Raw genomic sequence first — 18,798 nt, forward strand, 5'->3', positions numbered from 1 at the left:
TTTTGCGTCTGCTCGTTCACTGGAAACCAGGACTTTCGGGAAATTGTGGAAAACAAAATCGCCAACCTGCCAAAGCGCGACATAAAGCCGCTGCAAATGGCTGTTTTTCCACAGTTTTGACTTGTCCCCGTTTGCTGTGGAGCTGGCTGTGAATAACGTGGGTGTAGCTGGCTGGAAGCCTTTGAATACGTGGCTTTCAGCGCTGTGGTTGTTTTTTGAGCAGTGTGTTTTTGCTGAGGGGAAGGCCTGTTTGTCAACCTTTTTATGGGGGCGCAAAACAGCGCTGATGGCTGTGGTCAATCCTGTGGATAAGTCTGTGATTAAACTCTGGAAAGACTCGGCTAAGGGCCGTAATTGCTGGCCTCGCGCAATCATGGCCATGACCGGTCGGTCGTGCAAAATGCCCTGCCCGGCACAACTGGTTGTTCAGGGTCAAGCAAAAAACTTTCCAGATGGCCCGCAAAGCCTTGTGTGGCGCGGCTTTGCGCTTTTCCACTTGCCCCCGAAAACTGTGGAAGGGCTTGTGGATAACGTGCGTGCACATGGCTACAGGCCACGGCGCGTATGGCGTAGCGGCCGCTGATCAATTAATGAGCAGGATTCGGTGGTTGCCGGTTAAAGCGGGGCCGGGCATGCTGCCCGCTGATTTTCTATTCCAATGGCTGCCCCGGTGGCCGAAGCAAGGAGAACACGATGTCCAACACCCTGTTTATCACCGGCGCGACCTCCGGTTTTGGTGAAGCCTGTGCCCGTCGTTTTGCCGAGGCCGGCTGGAAACTGGTGCTGACCGGTCGTCGTGAAGAACGCCTCAACGCGCTGTGCGCCGAGCTGTCGAAGCAGACCGAAGTGCATGGCCTGGTGCTGGACGTGCGTGATCGCAAGGCGATGGAGGAGGCGATTGCCAACCTGCCGCCATCGTTCGCCAAGCTGCGCGGCCTGATCAACAACGCCGGGCTGGCGCTGGGCGTGGACCCTGCACCGAAGTGCGACCTCGACGATTGGGACACCATGGTCGACACCAACGTCAAAGGCCTGATGTACAGCACCCGTCTGCTGCTGCCACGCCTGATCGCCCACGGTCGCGGCGCCGGCATCGTCAACCTCGGCTCCATCGCCGGTAACTACCCGTACCCGGGCAGCCATGTCTATGGCGCTACCAAGGCGTTCGTCAAACAGTTCTCGCTGAACCTGCGCTGCGACCTGCAGGGCACCGGCGTGCGGGTCAGCAACATCGAGCCGGGCCTGTGCGAGAGCGAGTTCTCGCTGGTGCGTTTCGCCGGTGATCAGGCGCGTTACGACGCCACCTACGCCGGTGCCGAGCCGATCCAGCCGCAGGACATCGCCGAGACCATCTTCTGGGTGCTGAATGCGCCGGCGCACATCAACATCAACAGCCTGGAGCTGATGCCGGTGAGCCAGACCTGGGCCGGTTTTGCCATCGAGCGTAACAAGGCTTGATACGGTTTTGCCCTCTTTGCCAGTCTGCTGGCGAAGAGGGCAAATCGGCCAAATTCTGGCAGTAAGGTAGACTCACTCCTCAACGACCCCACCGCACCCTGCGGTTTTCAAGGTTTTCGAGGAGTCAAAGTGAGTAACCGAGGTGAGCAGTCGCTGCTCAAACAATCGACCATCCTGATGTTGGCCGTGTCGATCGCCGGGATCGCCACCGGTTTTGTTTCGGGTTCCCAATCCATCCTGTTCGATGGCTTTTTTTCGCTGATCGCAACCTTCATCAAAGTTCTGATGCTGATCACCGCGAAGCTGATCGCCAAGCAAAGCAACCAGCGTTTCCAGTTCGGTTTCTGGCATCTGGAGCCGATGGTGCTGCTGATCGAGGGCAGTTTCCTGCTGCTGATCGCGATCTACGCGTTTCTCAACGGTGTGTTCGGCATCATCAACGGCGGTCGTGAGATCGAACTGGGGCTGGTGATCATCTACGCGGCGGTGTTCACCGTTGTCGAGTTCGCCTACTTCTTCTACGTGCGCCACCGCAATCGCAATCTGAAGTCGAGCCTGATCCAGTTCGACAACATCAGCTGGCTTGTAGACGCGATGCTGTCGGTGGGCCTGTTGATCAGTTTCCTCGCGGCGCTGCTGCTCAAGTCCCAGGGCTATGGCGAGTGGGCGAAGTTCGTCGACCCGCTGATCCTGATCGTGCTGGCCCTGACCATGCTGCCACCGGCCTTCAAGATTCTCGGCCCGGCGCTGCGGGACGTGCTCGGCATTGCGCCGGACACGCTGGACGATCAAGTGCGCCAGGTAATGGACGCGGCCAAGGTCGAGCATGGTTTCGACGACTACGTGTCCTACGTGCAGAAGCACGGGCGGGCGCGGTTCATCGAAATTCATGTGGTGTTGCCGGCGGATTACCGGCTGCAGAGCGTCGGCCAGCTGGATGAGATGCGCGAGGAGATTTCCGCGAAGCTGGGCAAGCCGGACGCGGCGCGCTGGCTGACCATCAGCTTCACTGGCGACAGGAAGTGGATTGCCTGACTTGTGCGAGCGCGCGGGCTCGCCACGACGTCAGCTCAGATAGTCGGCGAGGCCGCGATAGCAGGTCGCCAGGTGATACGGCGTGGTCGACGGCATGTCCTTGCGGCTGACCTCGCCCTGATCGTCACGGCATTCGTGCCAGCCGCCGGCATGCAGGAAGCGCTGTTGCAGCGCCTGCAACTGGCGCAGCACCGCGCTTTCACTGCCCGGACGCAAGGTCAGGGCGCGCAGGTATTCGGCCTGGGCCCAGATGCGCTGGGTCGAATCCTTCCCGTGTCCTTGCGGATCGAGCATGGCCAGCACCGCACCGGTGTCGGCTTCTACGCCCTGTTGTTCGGTGAAGGCAAACGCGCGATCCAGTGCCGCGTGCAGTTTCGATCCGCGCAACAGCGGTGAAGACTCCAGCAGGAAATACCATTCGAACTGATGCCCCGGTTCAAACCAGTTATCCACAGCCCCCAGCGGCTTTTCCATCAACACGCCTTGTTGCGGTTCGATGAAGCACCTGTGCATGGCTGTGCATAACTCGCTCAGCGCCTGCCGGGTCTGGGGATCTTCGCGCACGGCCAACGTGGCCAGGAAGGCTTCGGCCAGGTGCATCAGCGGGTTTTGCAACGGGCCGGTTTCCAGCGTGACCCAGTCGCGGTCGAGGCAGGCTTCGTAGAGGCCGTCACCGGTGGCGAAACGTCGGCCGATGACTTCCAGCGCGGCATTCAGGGTCGATTCGACCAAGGGCTCGCGGGACTTTTCCCAGTAATGCGCGCAGGCAAACAGGATGAAGGCGTGGGTGTAGAGATCCTTGCGCTTATCCAGCGGTTTGCCCTGCGGATCGATGCTGTAGAACCAGCCGCCGTGCTCGGCATCATGAAAGTGCCGTTGCAGGGAGCGAAACAGCGCAGCCGCGCGGGCTTCGGCGTTATCCACAACCCCGATCAGGCTGGAAAACAGGTACAGCTGCCGTGCGCAGGCCATTGCCCGGTAGCGCTGCGGTGGCAGCGGCTGATGCGCGGCGTCCAGCGCCTCATAAGGCAACGCCATGTCGGCGTTCCAGCCCGGCCCTTGCCAGAGGGGCACGATCACGTCGAGAAAGTGCTGTTGCACTTCACCGAACAGGGCGGTCAGTTCAGGCAGGGAGGTGGAGCGGGAGGCGTGGGGCATGGGCGGACGTCGTCACGGCAGAGGCGATTGCGCGACATGGTAGCAGAGAGTGGCGATCGATCGTTCCCGCGCCATACGCGGGAACGATCAGAGGTACAATTCAGCCGGCCAGCAACCACGCGCCCGTCACCGCCGAAGCGGCGCCGGCCAGTCGCACCAGCGGCGCGGCCGCCTGAGGCAGAAAACGCACGACCGCATAACCCGCCGCATGCAGCGCAGCCGTTGCGACCACGAAACCGGCGGCATACGCCCAAGGGCTCGACATGTCCGGCAACTCGAGGCCGTGGGCCACGCCGTGGAACAGCGCAAACAGCGCCGTCGCCGCCACTGCCATTACCAGCGGCGGACGCACCGCCAGCGCCACCGCCAGACCCAGCGCCAGCACCGAGGCGGCAATCCCGCTTTCCAGCGCCGGCAGCTCCAGCCCTTCAAAGCCGAGCAGACCGCCGATCAGCATGGTGCCGACAAAGGTGCACGGCAGCGCCCAGCGTGCGGCGCCTTGCTGCTGCGCCGCCCACAGACCGACGGCCACCATCGCCAGCAAATGGTCGAGACCGCCGATCGGGTGGCTGATGCCGGCCACCAGGCCAGAGTCGCCGTGGCCAGGGTGGGCGAAGGCCAGGGCCGGAGTCAGCAGCAGCGCGACGGCGCCGAGAATGCGTTTGAGTGTCATGGATAAGCTTCCTTGTTGATCAGTGAATCAGGCTGCAGTCAGCAGGCCCTGGCGTTCGATGAAGGCAATGATGTCTTCCAGGCCCTGACCGGTTTTCTGGTTGCTGAACACGAACGGCTTGCCGTTGCGCATGCGTTGGGTGTCGCTGTTCATCATCTCCAGCGAGGCGCCGACCAGCGGCGCGAGGTCGATCTTGTTGATTACCAGCAGGTCGGATTTGCAAATGCCGGGCCCGCCCTTGCGCGGCAGCTTGTCGCCGGCGGAAACGTCGATCACGTAGATGGTCAGGTCGGACAGTTCCGGGCTGAAGGTCGCGGAAAGATTGTCGCCACCGGACTCCACCAGAATCAGGTCCAGCCCCGGAAAACGCCGGTTCAGTTGATCCACCGCTTCGAGGTTGATCGAAGCGTCTTCGCGGATCGCGGTGTGCGGGCAGCCGCCGGTTTCCACGCCGATGATGCGTTCTGGCGCCAGCGCTTCGTTGCGCACCAGAAAGTCGGCGTCTTCGCGGGTGTAGATGTCGTTGGTGACTACGGCCAGGTTGTAGCGTTCGCGCAGCGCCAGGCACAGGGCCAGGGTCAACGCGGTTTTCCCGGAACCGACCGGGCCGCCGATGCCGACGCGCAGGGGTTGTGTGTTCATGTGATTCTCCAGATAAAAGGCCCTAGGAACGGAACAGGCGGCTGTACTGGCGCTCATGGGCCATGCACGCCAGGGACAGACCGAACGCGGCGCTGCCGAGGTGTTCGGGATTGATTCGGGTGGCGTCCTGCTGGGCCTGTTGCAGCAGCGGCAGCAGTTCGCTGGTCAGGCGCTGGGCGGCTTGCTGGCCCAGCGGCAAGGTTTTCATCAGCACCGCGAGCTGGTTTTCCAGCCAGCTCCACAGCCACGCGGCGAGGGCGTCCTGCGGGCTGATCTGCCAGGCGCGAGCCGCCAAGGCCCAGCACAGGGCCAGGTGCGGCTCGGCGCAATGTTCGAGAAAATCCCGCGCGGGCTGATCGAGTTCGGGCAAGCCGTTGAGCAATTGCTGCAACGAGTAGCCCATCTGCCGGCTCTCCAGATGCAGTTCGCGGGTTTCGCGGCTGGCGCGATGGCTTTCGCAGAGCTTGCGCAATTCATCCCAGTGTTCGTCCGCGGCGGCCTGGCAATGGGCGAGCAACATGGGCGCCTCGAACCGCGCGAGGTTGAGCAGCAATTGATCGCTGATCCAGCGGCGGGCGCTGTCCGGGCTGTCGACGCGGCCGTTATCCACAGCCATTTCCAGGCCCTGGGAATAGCTGTAGCCGCCAATCGGCAATTGCGGACTGGCCAGGCGCAGCAGCGCCCAGGCCGGGTTCACAAACGGACGCCGAACTGATGGAGTTTCGGCGCGTAGTTGAAGTCTTCGTCACCGTGCCGCGAATGGTGATGGCCGCCACCGTAGGCGCCGTGTTCCGGCTGGAACGGGGCTTCAATCGATTCCACGGCGGCGCCGAGCTGTTCGAGCATCGCCTTGAGCACGTAGTCGTCGAGCAGCCGCAGCCAGCCGTCACCGACTTGCAGCGCAACATGGCGGTTGCCCAGGTGATAGGCGGCGCGGGTCAGTTCGAAAGCGTTGGCGCAGGTGACGTGCAGCAGTTGTTCGGGGCGGGCGCAGACCCGGACGATCCGTCCATCTTCGGCTTGCAGGCATTCGCCGTCGAACAGCGGCGGCTGACCGCGCTCCAGAAACAGTCCGACGTCCTCGCCTTCGGCACTGAAACAGCGCAGGCGGCTTTTGCTCCTGGCTTCGAAGGTCAGGTGCAACTCGGCGGCCCAGACGGGTTGGGGGTCGATTCTGCGATGAATCACCAGCATCGGAAAGCTTCCAGCAATGGACAATGCTCAGGCTAGAGCAAGGGGCTTGCCAATCGGACGAAGCGTAGGAAAACCCTGTCGGAGCCTAGTGGATGTTTCAAGATGTTGCAGGATTGTGGGGTGTTTTGGTGCATGAAGTTTTTTTCATGCACCAATTTGCAGCGCAAAAAAATCGCAGCTCCAGGCTGCGATTTTTTGCTTTCTCACTCGGTACTGCCGAGCCCTTGCCAGTGCTTCAACCCGATAAAGATGAAGCGCAACTGCTGGGTGATCTTCGCCTGGGGCGTCAGATGCTCGGGCAGGGCTTCGGCGGGCGGGTCGATGATGTCCGGCAGGGTGGCGAACACCGATTTGACAATCAGGTCGGCCATTACGCTCAGGCCTTCGCGATTGAGGTGCTGGAGCTTGGGCATCAAGGCCAGATCCGCCGCCAGGTCGGAGCTGATGTCCTCCCGCAAACGGCCAATGGCCTGACGCACCGGCAACGATCCGCCGTACTGCTCGCGGGCCAGAAACAGGAATTGCGAACGGTTGGCGCTGACCACGTCGAGGAAAATCCGCACCGACGCATCGATGATGCCGCCCATGACGAATTCGTTGTGGCGTACCAGGCGGATGGTTTCGCGGAAGGTCTGGCCGACTTCGCTGACCAGTACCAGGCCGAGTTCGTCCATGTCGGCGAAATGCCGGTAGAAACCGGTGGGCACGATGCCGGCGGTTTTCGTCACTTCACGCAGGCTCAGGCTGCCGAATCCTCGGCCGCTTTCCATCAAGTGGCGGGCAGCGTCCATCAGGGCGTTGCGGGTCTGTTGTTTCTGTTCGGCGCGGGGCAGCATCGCAAGGGTGTGTTCTTAGGCAAGACAAGCGCCGCACTCTAGCAAATCGGCTTTGTCGGCGTCGAACGGCAGCGGGGGAGATGGAGCAGGGAAATCGCGACTTCTTTATACAGGCTGCTGAAAAGTCAAAAGCCCAATCCGGGGATTGGGCTTTTTTTCCAGGCCGCCATGGGCTTAGCTCAAAGCGCTGTTGCGTTCGATCACACGGTCACCACCGCTTTCGGCCAGAGTTTGACCTTGTGGGGTGCGATCGGAACCGTCGGCTGCCAGGGTTTGGCCCTGTGGAGTGCGATCGGAACCGTCAGATGCCAGGGTTTGGCCTTGTGGGGTGCGATCAGAACCGTCAGATGCCAGGGTTTGACCTTGTGGAGTGCGGTCCGAACCGTCTTGAACCAGACCTTTCTGTTCCAGACGATCACGGCCGCCTTCGGCTACGGTTTGACCTTGTGGGGTTTTGTCATAGCCATCTTGAACCAGACCTTTTTCTTCCAGACGGTTACGACCGTTTTCAGCCAGGGTCTGGCCTTGTGGAGTGCGGTCCGAGCCATCAGCGGCAACAGTCTGGCTGAACACCGAGTGGCTGGTTTTGACTTGCGGAGTCGCTTGATCGGCAGCTGGCAGGGCGAAAGCGGTGCTGGCCAGCATCGAGAGGGTAAGACTGAACAGAAGTTGGCGTTTCATGATGGGTTGCTCCTTGGGAGGGCGATAAAGTGGGTACGAGGGCAATGCTACTCTCGATAAGTCGATATAAAAGTTCATAAACACAATGGTAATAATCAACAGAATTGATTGTTCGCTTGAGAGGCTCTAGCTCGGGCGTTTCAGGCGGGCGGTTTTGCACTGCGGTGGGTATTTTCCACCCACTCGCGCCTCGCAAAAGTGCGGGTCCGGTAACGCCAATTCGACCGATCGGTCAGAATGGCGACCGTTTTTTCCCCTCGCTGGGGCTTTGGATTAAACCTGCGGGCTGTTTGTCAGTCACAGATTTCATGAGGGCCATCACGGCCCGTCGTTTCAGCTGCGTCGTGCCAATGGATGCAGTCGTCTTCAGGAGCTTTGTGCAATGACGCGCACGCGTAAAATCTTCGCCTGGACCTTCGCCACCCTCGTGCTGTTACTGGCAGTGCTGGTATTTATCATCGTGTTCTTCGACTGGAACCGCATCAAACCGCCGCTCAACGCCAAAGTCTCGGAAGAACTGCATCGACCGTTCGCCATCAACGGCAACCTGTCGGTGGTCTGGCGGCGTGAGCTCGACGAGGGCGGCTGGCGCGCCTGGGTGCCGTGGCCGCATGTGGTTGCCGAAGACCTGACGCTGGGCAATCCCGACTGGTCGAAGCAACCGCAGATGGTCACCCTCAAACGGGTCGAGCTGCGCATTTCGCCACTGGCCTTGCTGGCGCAACGGGTCGCGATCCCGCGCATCGACCTGACCGAACCCAACGCGCAACTGCAGCGTTTGGCCGACGGCCGCGCCAACTGGACCTTCAAGTTCGATCCCAAGGACCCGAATGCCGAGCCCTCGAACTGGGTGGTCGACATCGGCGCCATCGGTTTCGACAAGGGCCACGTCGCCCTCGATGATCAGACCCTCAAGACCAACCTCGACCTGTTGATCGATCCGCTGGGCAAGCCGATTCCGTTCAGCGACATCGTCGGCGACAAAGCCGCAAAAACCGCGCAGGACAAGGGCGGCGCACCGCAGGATTACGCCTTCGGCCTGAAAGTCACCGGCCAGTATCACGGCCAGAAACTCGCCGGCCAGGGCAAGATCGGTGGCTTGCTGGCTCTGCAGGACGCGAGCAAACCGTTCCCGTTGCAGGCCCAGGCGAAGATCGGCGATACCAGCGTCGAACTCGCCGGCACCCTGACCGATCCGCTGAATCTCGGCGCCCTCGATCTGCGCCTGAAACTGGCCGGCGCCAGCCTCGGCAACCTGTATCCGCTGACCGGCGTGACCCTGCCGGACACCCCGCCGTACGCCACCGACGGCCATTTGATCGCCAAGCTGCATGAGCCGGGCGGCGCGCAGTTCCGCTACGAACAGTTCAACGGCAAGATCGGCAGCAGCGACATCCATGGCGATCTGGCCTACGTCGCCAGTCAGCCACGGCCCAAGCTGAGTGGCGCGCTGCTGTCCAATCAATTGTTGTTTGCCGACCTCGCGCCGCTGATCGGTGCCGATTCCAATGCCAAGCAGAAGGCCCGTGGCGGCGAGAGCAAGCAGCCGGCGGACAAGGTGTTGCCGGTGGAAGAGTTCAAGACCGAGCGCTGGCGCGACATGGACGCCGACGTCGAATTCACCGGCAAACGCATCGTCCACAGCGAAGAACTGCCGTTCACCGACCTCTATACCCACCTCAAACTCAACGACGGCGAGCTGAGTCTGGAGCCGCTGCGCTTCGGCGTGGCCGGTGGCAACCTCGATGCGCAGATTCGCCTCAACGGTCGCACCGAACCGCTGGAGGGCCGGGCCAGACTGACCGCGCGCAAGTTCAAGCTCAAACAGCTGTTCCCGACCTTCGAACCGATGAAGACCAGTTTCGGCGAGCTCAACGGTGATGCCGATATCGCCGGTCGCGGCAACTCGGTGGCCAAACTGTTGGGCGGTGCCAACGGCAACCTGAAGATGCTGATCAACGACGGTGCGATCAGTCGCGAGTTGATGGAGCTGGCAGGCCTCAACGTCGGTAACTACGTGGTCGGCAAGATCTTTGGCGACAAGGAAGTGAAGATCAATTGCGCGGCGGCGGACTTCGATATCAAGACCGGTCTGGCGACGACAAGACTGTTTGTGTTCGATACCGAGAACGCAATTATCTACATCGACGGCACGGCGAACATGGCCACCGAGCAACTGGATCTGACGGTGACGCCGGAATCCAAGGGCTGGCGCCTGATTTCCCTGCGCTCGCCGTTGTATGTACGGGGCAAGTTCATCAAGCCGGATGCCGGGGTGAAAGCGGTGCCGCTGATGTTGCGCGGGGCGGGGATGGTGGCCTTGGGCGTGATCGCTGCGCCGGCGGCAGGGTTGCTGGCGCTGGTGGCGCCGAGTGGTGGCGAGCCTAACCAGTGCGCGCCGCTGCTGGAGCAGATGAAGGCGGGCAAGGCGCCGGTGACCGTCAAACCCACCAAGTAATTGCTGCAACCCGATCGTTCCCACGTCGAACCGTCTGCGTGGGAACGTCGCCATGGACGCTCTGCGTCCGCTCTTGGGACGCTGAGCGTCCCGGGATGCATTCCCACGCGGAGCGTGGGAACGATCGGTCAGCGGGGGGAGCGGGGATTAGAGGTCCTTCAGAATATCCGCCATGTCATCCGCATGCTCTTCTTCCTGAGCCAGGATGTCTTCAAAGATCCGGCGGGTGGTCGGATCCTTGTCACCGATGTACTGGATGATCTCGCGGTAGCTGTCGATGGCGATCCGCTCGGCCACCAGGTCTTCGTAGACCATTTCCTTCAAGGTGTTGCCGGCCACGTATTGCGCGTGGGACATCTTCGACAGCAGGTCAGGGTTGAACTCGGGCTCGCCGCCCAGTTGCACGATGCGCTCGGCCAGACGGTCGGCGTGTTCGGCTTCCTGAGTGGCGTGCTCGAGAAACTCGTCGGCGGCGACGTTGGCTTTCAAGCCGTTGGCCATGAAGTAGTGGCGCTTGTAGCGCAAGACGCAGACCAGTTCGGTGGCCAGCGATTCGTTGAGCAGGCGCAGCACTTCTTCACGGTTGGCGCTGTAGCTTTCGGTCACTGCGCCGTTTTCCACGTGCTGGCGTGCGCGCTCGCGCAGGGTTTGAACATCAGACAATTGCAGGTCACTCATTTCAGTCTCCTGGAGGCTAATCCGATTGGCGTCACGTTCTGCTGACGTGATCGTTACCTGGTTGTGAGTGATGAACGCTGCAAAAAGTTTTGTCGGATTCAGCGCGGGGCATGCACGGAGAGCTGCGCCTCTTCGCGCAGCCAGGCAAAAAACGCCTTTACCGGCGGATGCCGCTCGCGGCCCGGTACACAAAGCGCGCTGTAACCGGCGCCGTCGACCTGCACTTCGTCCTTGTACGGCACCAGCAGACCGCTGGCGACGCTCTCCGACACCAGAATATTGCTCGCCAGCACCAGCCCCTGTCCGGCAATGGCTGCTTGCAGCGCGTAGTGCTCTTCGTCGTATTCGCGGACGGCCGGTTGCTGATTGAGCCAGTTCTCGCCTGACTGCGCGCACCAGGCTTCCCAGCCGTGGGCGTAGAGCTTTGAGTTGTGCCAGCGCACGCTGATCAGCGCCGGGGTACGGCGGGCGGCCAGCGCCACCTGCTCCGGCGAGCCATACACGCCGAACGACTCATCGAACAGGCACAACCCGTAGAGGTTCGGGTAATCGTCGAGGCTGTAGCGCAGCACCAGATCGACGCTGGCGTCCTGATGCAGGTCGATGACTTCGCAATGGGTGTCCAGGCGCACATTGATGTTCGGATGCTTCGCATAAAACCGCCCCAGTCGCGGCACCAGCCACAGCGCGGCGAACGCGGCGGTGGTCGACAGCGTCAGGCTGCTGCCGCTGCGTTGCGGGCGCAGGGTGTCGACGCTTTGCGCCACCTCCAGAAATGCGCCGTGCAAGCTGCGAAACAGCCGCTCGCCACCCTCGGTCAGGCGCACCTGACGCGGCAGGCGTTCGAACAGCGCCACGCCGAGCCAGTCCTCCAGCGAGCGGATCTGATGGGAGATCGCCGTCGGCGTCACCGCCAGTTCTTCGGCGGCCGCCTTGAAGCTCAACAGGCGTGAAGCGGATTCGAACGCGCGCAGGGCGGTCAGCGGCAATGAAGCGAACATGGAAACTCCACGGATGAAATCAATTCATCCCGACTGATTTTTGCTCATTTGAGGCGATGACGTGGGTGCTGCAATCTGGCGCCACACCGTCACTCAAGTCTAGTCCCAAGGAGATTCAGATGAGCAAGATTCTTGTGATCCATGCCAGCCCTCGCGGTGAGCGTTCCCATTCGCGGCGTCTGGCAGAAACCTTTCTCAGTGCCTGGCAAGTCCGTCATCCACAGGCTCAGGTCACTCGCCGTGAAGTCGGCCGGGCGTTGATTCCGGCGGTGAACGAGGCGTTTGTCGCGGCGGCGTTTTATCCGGATCCCGAGGCTCGGCCGCTGACGATGCAGGCCGATCTGGCGCTCAGCGATCAACTGGTGGGCGAGTTGTTCGATCACGACCTGCTGCTGATTTCCACGCCGATGTACAACTTCAACGTGCCCAGCGGCCTCAAGGCCTGGGTCGATCAGATCGTGCGGTTGGGTCTGACGTTCGACCATACGCTGGACAACGGCATCGCCCAATACACGCCGCTGCTGCACGGCAAAAAGGCGCTGATCGTCACCAGTCGCGGCGGTTTCGGTTTCGGCCCGGGCGGTGAGCTGGAGGCGCTTAACCACGCCGACCCTTGGTTGCGCACCGCGCTTGGCTTCATCGGCATCAACGATGTCACGGTGGTCGCCGCCGAGGGCGAGGAATCCGCCGAGCGCACCTTCGCGGTGTCGGTGGCCGAGGCCGAGCAGCGCTTGCTCGACCTCGCCCGGGAGCTCTAGGTGGCCTGGCTGTTTCTGCTGATCGCAGCGGGGTTCGAGGTCACCTTCGCCATGGGCATGAAGTACGCCGAGGGTTTCACCCGGCTCTGGCCGTCGCTGATTACCGTGGTCGCGGCGGTGGGCGGGGTGTACTTCCTGACCTTGGCGATGCGCGAGTTGCCGGTGAGCATCGCCTACCCGATCTGGACCGCCATCGGTTCGCTTGGCACGGTGTTTCTCGGATTCGCCCTGCTGGGCGAGAGCCTGACGCTGGTGAAGTTGCTGTCCGTGGGGCTGATTGTGGCGGGGGTGGTGGGGCTGAAGTAGGCTGGTCGTGGAGTTGTCATCATCGAGGCGGATGCTTGGCGGGCGTTTTGCACGCCCTGCATCCACTCACCGACCACAAGGATGTTTGCCCATGTCGCAAGATTCGGCCACACGTTATCCACTGGTGCTGGTGCCGGGAATGCTCGGTTTCATCCGTCTGGTGCTGTACCCGTACTGGTACGGAATCATCAAGGCGTTGCGCCGGGGTGGTGCAACGGTGATTGCGGTGCAGGTGTCGCCGCTCAATTCCACCGAGGTGCGCGGCGAGCAGTTGCTGACGCGCATCGATGAAATCCTTCGTGAGACCGGCGCGGCCAAGGTCAATCTGTTCGGCCATAGCCAGGGTTCGCTGACGGCACGTTACGCGGCGGCCAAGCGACCGGATCTGGTGGCGTCGGTGACGTCGGTTGCCGGGCCCAATCACGGTTCGGAACTGGCCGACTATCTGGCGAAACACTATCCGGCGGACAGCGCCAAGGGCCGAATCCTCGAGGCGCTGTTGCGTTTTGTCGGCTGGCTGATGGCGCTGCTGGAGACCGGCTACCACGGGCCGAAACTGCCGGTGGATATCCACGCCTCGCACCATTCCCTGACCACCGAAGGCGTGGCGCTGTTCAACCAGCGTTATCCACAGGGCCTGCCGCAAACCTGGGGCGGGCAGGGGCCGGAAGAGGTCAACGGCGTGCGGTATTACTCGTGGTCCGGCACCTTGCAGCCGGGCAAGACCGATCGCGGTGGCAACCTGTTCGATGGCACCAACCGCAGCTGTCGGTTGTTCGCCAAAACCTTCGTGCGCGAGCCGGGGCAGTGCGATGGCATGGTCGGACGCTACAGCTCGCACCTGGGCACGGTCATCGGCGATGACTACCCGATGGATCACTTCGACATCGTCAACCAGTCGCTGGGACTGGTCGGCAAAGGCGCGGATCCGGTGCGGCTGTTCGTCGAGCACGCCGCGCGGTTGAAAGCCGCCGGGGTCTAGGCGGCGCTCGGGGTGCGGGAGCGACCGAGGACGGTGGTCCAGCGCTCGGAAAGAATCACCCCGCCCAGCGTCAGCAAGCCACCGACCAGGTGATACATCGCCAGTTGTTCCTTCAGCACCACTGCGGCAATCAGAGCGGTGATCAGCGGCAGCAGGTTGAAGAACAGCGTGGTCCGGCTCGGGCCCAGACGCTGCACGGCCTGCATCCACGCCAGCGGCGCAAGCATCGAGGCCAGCAGGCACGCGTACAGCACCAGCGGAATGTTCTGCAGGGTCAGGCCGGTTTTCGGTGAAGTCGCGTACAGCGGAAACAACACCACCACCGCCACCAGCACCTGCAAATACAGCAACACCAGCGGCGGCAGGCGCAGTTGCCATTTTTTCAGCAGGGTGCTGTAGATCGCGTAGGCGAGGGTGGCAATCAACATCATCGCGTCACCCAGGTTCACCCCGTGTTGCAGCAGTGCGCCGAGGCTGCCGGAGGACACCACCACCAATACACCCGCGAATGAAAGTACGGCTCCGACCAGTGCGCCGGCGGTCAGGCGCTGGCCGAGGCTGATGATCGCCATGGCCAGCGACATCAGCGGCATCAACGATAGGATGATGCCCATGTTGGTGGCGCTGGTCATGGTTGCGGCGAAGTAGGCCAGGCTCTGATAGACCGCCATGCCGAGCACGCCGAGGATGAAAATCTTGCCCAGATTCGGGCGGATCTGCGGCCAGTGCGCGATCACCTTTTTGAGCATGAACGGCGTGAACAGCAGGCCGGCGAGCAGCCAGCGGTAGAAGCCGATCTCGGCGGGAAAGATCGCACCGACCGCAAGCTTGTTGATCACGGTGTTGCCGGCCCAGATGAAAATCGCCAGCAGGGGAAACGCGTATTGCATGGGAGGAGAAACCAGTACGTTGATGAACGGTGATTATCCCCTGTCTGGATGCAGGCCTATACTGCGAACCGGACAACCCGCCCCTGATTCCGGACAGCATGAACAGTAAACACATCGATCTGCTGGATTTCAGCGAACTGCCGTCGGCGGTGTATTTCCGCTATGCCGACTTCAACGCCCACGAATACGCCGCGCCGCACCGCCATCCGTGGGGCACGCTGGAGTACGCGGCCCACGGCGTGCTGCACATGGATGTCGACGGCAGCCGCTTCATGTCGCCGCCGCAATACGCGGTGTGGGTGCCGCCGCAGGTCGAGCACAGTTTCTACAGTCATCAGCCGGTCAACTATCGGGCTGTGTGTCTGGCGCCGGATGTCTGTTCCGATTTGCCGACGCAGGCCTGCACTCTGGCGATCAGCGACATTCTCAAGGCGATCCTCAAGGACTTTGCCGCCCGTGATGTGAAGATCCCGGCGTTCGAAGCCGACCAGCGCCTGGCCCAGGTGCTGGTGGATCAATTGCGCCAGGCGCCGGTTCACCAATGCTATTTGCCTTACGCCAGCAGCCCCGGTTTGCTGACCATTCTCGAAACCCTGCAGGCCGAGCCCGGCAACAATCAGCCGCTGGCGCACTGGGCGGCGCAGGTGCATGTCAGCGAGCGCACTCTGGCCCGGCAATTCGTGCGGGAATTGGGGATGAGTTTTGGCGAATGGCGCCAGCGGCTGCGCTATCTCGCGGCCATTGAGGCGCTGGAGTCGGCGCGCAGCGTGCAGGAAATCGCTTTTGATCTCGGCTACAGCAGCGGCTCGGCCTTCATCGCCATGTTTGCCCGGCAGGCCGGATGTACCCCCGAACAATACCGGCGCAGCCATCTTGAGGGCAGGAAGGTGTAACAAGCTTTGACTACACTCAGCCGGAGGCCGCCTCCATCGAGGCGGCGCCAAGGAGAAAACTCCATGAAGATGCTGCGTGTCCCTTTGTTAATGATCGGTCTGCTGCTGTGCTCCCAGGGTTTCGCCGCCACGGCGCAACAGAACAAAATGACCACCTGCAACGCCGACGCCACGGCCAAGAGCCTCAAGGGCGATGAGCGCAAAGCCTTCATGAGCACCTGCCTCAAGGCAACCCCGGCAGCAAACGACGCCAAGGCCCTGACCCCGCAGCAACAGAAAATGAAAACCTGCAACGCCGATGCGGCCACCAAGGCGCTGACGGGTGATGCGCGCAAGACCTTCATGAGTGATTGCCTGAAGAAAAAATAAAGCGGGTTTGAGTGGTGACTGGCAGATGTGTCCGGCTTGGGATCCAGGCCCTCACCCTAACCCTCTCCCAGAGGGAGAGGGGACTGACCGCGTTGTTTCCAGGCATTCTTCGACCTGAAACATCCGGTCGATTATGGATTCGATACAGAGCTTTCAGGTCGCCGGATCACCCGAGCATCCCGCAATCAGTGCCCTCTCCCTACGGGCGGTCCGACGTTTCGGGAGGGCTAGGGTGAGGGGTGGTTCTCAAGCCGAGCCCCAAACCTACAAACACCGCATATCCCTAGTGCTCCCCAAGGATCGCTGGCAGACTGCCAATCCTTTTACGCCGTTCGTTTTGAGGCTGTATGCCAACGTTTTCTGAGCGTCATGTAGTGTTCTGGGTCAGTTGCATCATCATTTTCGGCGGTCTGTTGCTGGTGTTGCCATTGCGTCTGCTGCCCAGCCTGCTGGCCGGGTTGCTGGTGTTCGAACTGGTCAACATGCTCACCCCGCAACTGCAACGGCTGATCGAAGGTCGCCGTGCGCGGTGGCTGGCGGTGGCGCTGCTGGGCACGCTGGTAGTGAGTGTGCTGGCGTTGATCTTTGCCGGGGCCATCAGTTTCCTGTTGCACGAGGCGGAAAACCCCGGCGCTTCCCTCGATAAATTCATGGGCGTGGTCGACCGCGCGCGCGGGCAACTGCCGCCGTTTCTCGACAGCTACCTGCCGGCCAGTGCCGCCGAGTTCCGTGTGGCCATCGGTGAATGGGCGAGCAAACACCTGTCCGACCTGCAACTGGTGGGCAAGGACGCGGCGCACATGTTCGTGACGCTGCTGATCGGCATGGTGCTGGGCGCGATCATCGCCTTGCAGCGCGTGCCGGACGTCACCAAGCGCAAGCCGTTGGCGGCCGCACTGTTCGACCGTCTGCACTTGCTGGTTCAGGCGTTTCGCAACATCGTCTTCGCACAGATCAAGATTTCCCTGCTCAACACCTTCTTCACCGGGATCTTCCTGGCGGTGATCCTGCCGCTGTTCGGGATCAAGCTGCCGCTGACCAAGACCCTGATCGTGCTGACGTTCCTGCTCGGTCTGCTGCCGGTGATCGGCAATCTGATGTCGAACACCCTGATCACCATCGTCGGCCTGTCGCTGTCGATCTGGGTGGCCATTGCGGCGCTTGGGTACCTGATCTTTATCCACAAGCTCGAATACTTTCTCAACGCGCGCATCGTCGGCGGGCAGATCAGTGCCAAGTCCTGGGAGTTGCTGCTGGCAATGCTGGTGTTCGAGGCCGCGTTCGGCTTGCCGGGGGTAGTGGCGGGGCCGATTTATTACGCGTATCTGAAGAGTGAGCTGAAGCTGGGCGGGATGGTTTAAAAGCAGCTGCGAGTTTTGAGCTGCAAGCCGCAAGAAAAAGGCAAGAGCGGTGGTCGCTCTTGCCTTTGCTTTTACTTGTAGCTTGAAGCTTGCAACTTGAGGCTGGCGTTAAACGCCGTAGCGCTTCATGGCTTCAATCGCCAGGCCGCTGCCGATGCTGCCGAAGATATTGCCTTCCACATGCCGCGCGTTCGGCAGCATCGCCGAGACGCTGTTGCGCAGTGCCGGAATGCCGCTCGAGCCACCGGTAAAGAACACCGTATCAACCTGACCCACCGCCACATTGGCGTCCGCCAGCAACTGGGTGACGCTGCCGCGCACGCGCTCGAGCTGCGACTCGATGGCCGATTCGAACAACGCCCGGGTCAGTTCCACGCTCAGTCCCGACTCGATGCGATCCAGCGGCACATGACGGCTGTCGTTGTGGGTCAGGTGGATCTTGGTTTCTTCCACTTCCATCGCCAGCCAGTGCCCGGCGCGCTGTTCGATCAGCTTGAACAGACGGTCGATGCCGCCGGTGTCTTCGATGTCGTAGCGCATGCTGCCCAGGGCCAGGGTCGATTTCTGCGAGTACACCGAGTTGATGGTATGCCAGGTCGCCAGGTTCATGTGGTGACTGGTCGGCATGAACGCGCCGCTTTTCATGCGGCTGCCGTAGCCGAACAGCGGCATCAGGCCTTGCAGGCTCAATTGTTTGTCGAAGTCGGTCCCGCCGATGTGCACGCCGCCGGTGGCGAGGATGTCGTCGTGACGGTTATCCACACCACGACGCTCGGGCGACAGGCGCACCAGCGAGAAGTCTGACGTACCGCCGCCGATGTCGACGATCAGCACCAGTTCTTCCTTTTCGATGGTCGACTCGTAGTCGAAGGCTGCGGCAATCGGCTCGTACTGGAACGACACGTCCTTGAAACCGAGTTTGCGCGCCACTTCCACCAGGGTGTCTTCGGCTTCCTGGTCGGCCAGCGGATCGTCGTCGACGAAGAACACCGGGCGGCCCAGTACAACCTGCTCGAACTCCCGACCGGCGGCAGTTTCCGCGCGGCTCTTGAGCTGGCCGATGAACAGCCCGAGCAAGTCCTTGAACGGCATCGCGGTGCCGAGAACGCTGGTGTCGTGCTTGATCAGCTTGGAACCGAGCAGACTTTTGAGCGAGCGCATCAGCCGGCCTTCGTAGCCTTCCAGGTACTCGTGCAGCGCCAGACGGCCGTAAACCGGACGGCGCTCTTCGATATTGAAAAAGACCACCGACGGCAGGGTGATCTTGTCGTCTTCCAGCGCGATCATCGTTTCCATGCCGGGGCGCAGCCAGCCGACGGTGGAGTTGGACGTGCCGAAGTCGATGCCGCAGGCACGGGCTGGAGAGGCGTCTTTCATGGTCTTTCGGTTCCGGTCAAAAAAACGGCCGCGCAGTGTATGTCAGTG

21 protein-coding genes are annotated in these 18,798 nt (G+C 61.7%); 10 read left to right on the forward strand and 11 right to left on the reverse strand.

From position 1 onward, the window contains the following. Nucleotides 1-148: 148 nt before the first annotated feature. The 3 genes from CAF74_RS29255 (at nt 149) to CAF74_RS12210 (ending at nt 2,493) form a co-directional block, all read left to right on the forward strand. On the forward strand, nt 149-583 hold the full coding sequence (locus tag CAF74_RS29255; RefSeq protein ID WP_176240482.1) for a hypothetical protein: 435 nt from the start codon (nt 149-151) through the stop codon (nt 581-583). 110 nt (nt 584-693) lie between these two features. Further along, a complete protein-coding gene (locus CAF74_RS12205) occupies nt 694-1,458 on the forward strand; it encodes an SDR family oxidoreductase (protein ID WP_007950653.1) in 765 nt (254 codons plus the stop codon). A 129-nt stretch (nt 1,459-1,587) separates the two neighbouring features. Then, entirely contained in the window at nt 1,588-2,493 is a 906-nt protein-coding gene (locus tag CAF74_RS12210; RefSeq protein WP_085746521.1) for a cation diffusion facilitator family transporter, read from the forward strand. A 30-nt stretch (nt 2,494-2,523) separates the two neighbouring features. Here the strand turns inward: CAF74_RS12210 and CAF74_RS12215 are convergent, their stop codons facing one another. The 7 genes from CAF74_RS12215 to CAF74_RS12245 all read right to left on the reverse strand — a co-directional run bounded on the left by CAF74_RS12215 (nt 2,524) and on the right by CAF74_RS12245 (nt 7,677). Further along, a complete protein-coding gene (locus CAF74_RS12215; RefSeq protein ID WP_085746522.1) occupies nt 2,524-3,651 on the reverse strand; it encodes an AGE family epimerase/isomerase in 1,128 nt (375 codons plus the stop codon). A 100-nt stretch (nt 3,652-3,751) separates the two neighbouring features. Then, a complete protein-coding gene (locus CAF74_RS12220; RefSeq protein WP_064379124.1) occupies nt 3,752-4,324 on the reverse strand; it encodes a HupE/UreJ family protein in 573 nt (190 codons plus the stop codon). A 27-nt stretch (nt 4,325-4,351) separates the two neighbouring features. Beyond that, a complete protein-coding gene (ureG, locus tag CAF74_RS12225; RefSeq protein ID WP_007950645.1) occupies nt 4,352-4,966 on the reverse strand; it encodes an urease accessory protein UreG in 615 nt (204 codons plus the stop codon). A 22-nt stretch (nt 4,967-4,988) separates the two neighbouring features. Further along, complete coding sequence (locus CAF74_RS12230) at nt 4,989-5,663, reverse strand: urease accessory protein UreF (protein ID WP_039766717.1); 675 nt, start codon at nt 5,661-5,663, stop codon at nt 4,989-4,991. Next, nucleotides 5,660-6,160 (reverse strand): urease accessory protein UreE, encoded by a 501-nt coding sequence (gene ureE, locus CAF74_RS12235; RefSeq protein WP_085746523.1) that lies wholly within the window; start codon nt 6,158-6,160, stop codon nt 5,660-5,662. Before ureE ends, CAF74_RS12230 begins: the two co-directional genes overlap by 4 nt. Before the next feature lie 203 nt (nt 6,161-6,363). Beyond that, nucleotides 6,364-6,996, reverse strand: coding sequence for a TetR family transcriptional regulator (locus CAF74_RS12240; RefSeq protein WP_007950628.1), 633 nt, complete (start codon nt 6,994-6,996; stop codon nt 6,364-6,366). Between the two features lie 174 nt (nt 6,997-7,170). Next, nucleotides 7,171-7,677: a hypothetical protein gene (locus CAF74_RS12245; protein WP_085746524.1), complete on the reverse strand. Its 507-nt coding sequence runs from the start codon at nt 7,675-7,677 to the stop codon at nt 7,171-7,173. 382 nt (nt 7,678-8,059) lie between these two features. Between CAF74_RS12245 and CAF74_RS12250 the strand changes: the two genes are divergently transcribed. Further along, the gene (locus CAF74_RS12250; protein ID WP_085746525.1) at nt 8,060-10,135 is read left to right on the forward strand and encodes an AsmA family protein; all 2,076 of its coding nucleotides are present in this window, start codon (nt 8,060-8,062) and stop codon (nt 10,133-10,135) included. A gap of 147 nt (nt 10,136-10,282) precedes the next feature. On the opposite strand, the gene CAF74_RS12260 is transcribed toward CAF74_RS12250, so the two are convergent. Together CAF74_RS12260 and CAF74_RS12265 are read right to left on the reverse strand one after the other, a co-directional pair. Then, complete coding sequence (locus CAF74_RS12260; protein WP_085746527.1) at nt 10,283-10,813, reverse strand: bacterioferritin; 531 nt, start codon at nt 10,811-10,813, stop codon at nt 10,283-10,285. A 98-nt stretch (nt 10,814-10,911) separates the two neighbouring features. Continuing rightward, nucleotides 10,912-11,814, reverse strand: coding sequence for a LysR substrate-binding domain-containing protein (locus CAF74_RS12265; RefSeq protein WP_085746528.1), 903 nt, complete (start codon nt 11,812-11,814; stop codon nt 10,912-10,914). A gap of 119 nt (nt 11,815-11,933) precedes the next feature. Here CAF74_RS12265 and CAF74_RS12270 point away from each other — a divergent pair, with 119 nt between their 5' ends. The 3 genes from CAF74_RS12270 (at nt 11,934) to CAF74_RS12280 (ending at nt 13,860) form a co-directional block, all read left to right on the forward strand. Then, complete coding sequence (locus CAF74_RS12270; RefSeq protein WP_085746529.1) at nt 11,934-12,572, forward strand: FMN-dependent NADH-azoreductase; 639 nt, start codon at nt 11,934-11,936, stop codon at nt 12,570-12,572. Further along, entirely contained in the window at nt 12,573-12,878 is a 306-nt protein-coding gene (locus tag CAF74_RS12275) for a multidrug efflux SMR transporter (RefSeq protein ID WP_011332220.1), read from the forward strand. It abuts the gene before it with no gap. 91 nt (nt 12,879-12,969) lie between these two features. After that, complete coding sequence (locus CAF74_RS12280; RefSeq protein WP_085746530.1) at nt 12,970-13,860, forward strand: triacylglycerol lipase; 891 nt, start codon at nt 12,970-12,972, stop codon at nt 13,858-13,860. On the opposite strand, the gene CAF74_RS12285 is transcribed toward CAF74_RS12280, so the two are convergent. Then, the gene (locus tag CAF74_RS12285; protein ID WP_085746531.1) at nt 13,857-14,750 is read right to left on the reverse strand and encodes a DMT family transporter; all 894 of its coding nucleotides are present in this window, start codon (nt 14,748-14,750) and stop codon (nt 13,857-13,859) included. The two genes, CAF74_RS12280 and CAF74_RS12285, sit on opposite strands and share 4 nt — an antisense overlap. A 98-nt stretch (nt 14,751-14,848) precedes the next feature. Between CAF74_RS12285 and CAF74_RS12290 the strand changes: the two genes are divergently transcribed. The 3 genes from CAF74_RS12290 to CAF74_RS12300 all read left to right on the forward strand — a co-directional run bounded on the left by CAF74_RS12290 (nt 14,849) and on the right by CAF74_RS12300 (nt 17,373). Then, nucleotides 14,849-15,643, forward strand: coding sequence for a helix-turn-helix transcriptional regulator (locus tag CAF74_RS12290; RefSeq protein WP_085746532.1), 795 nt, complete (start codon nt 14,849-14,851; stop codon nt 15,641-15,643). A gap of 63 nt (nt 15,644-15,706) precedes the next feature. After that, nucleotides 15,707-16,012: a PsiF family protein gene (locus tag CAF74_RS12295; protein ID WP_085746533.1), complete on the forward strand. Its 306-nt coding sequence runs from the start codon at nt 15,707-15,709 to the stop codon at nt 16,010-16,012. Nucleotides 16,013-16,359: 347 nt separating this feature from the next. Next, nucleotides 16,360-17,373, forward strand: coding sequence for an AI-2E family transporter (locus tag CAF74_RS12300; RefSeq protein WP_085746534.1), 1,014 nt, complete (start codon nt 16,360-16,362; stop codon nt 17,371-17,373). A gap of 108 nt (nt 17,374-17,481) precedes the next feature. Here CAF74_RS12300 and CAF74_RS12305 read toward each other — a convergent pair whose 3' ends face one another. Further along, a complete protein-coding gene (locus tag CAF74_RS12305; protein WP_085746535.1) occupies nt 17,482-18,750 on the reverse strand; it encodes an Hsp70 family protein in 1,269 nt (422 codons plus the stop codon). Nucleotides 18,751-18,798 lie beyond the last annotated feature (48 nt).

It is taken from the genome of Pseudomonas sp. R45(2017) (assembly GCF_002112305.1).
In the GTDB taxonomy this organism is placed as follows: Bacteria; Pseudomonadota; Gammaproteobacteria; order Pseudomonadales; family Pseudomonadaceae; genus Aquipseudomonas; species Aquipseudomonas paraglycinae.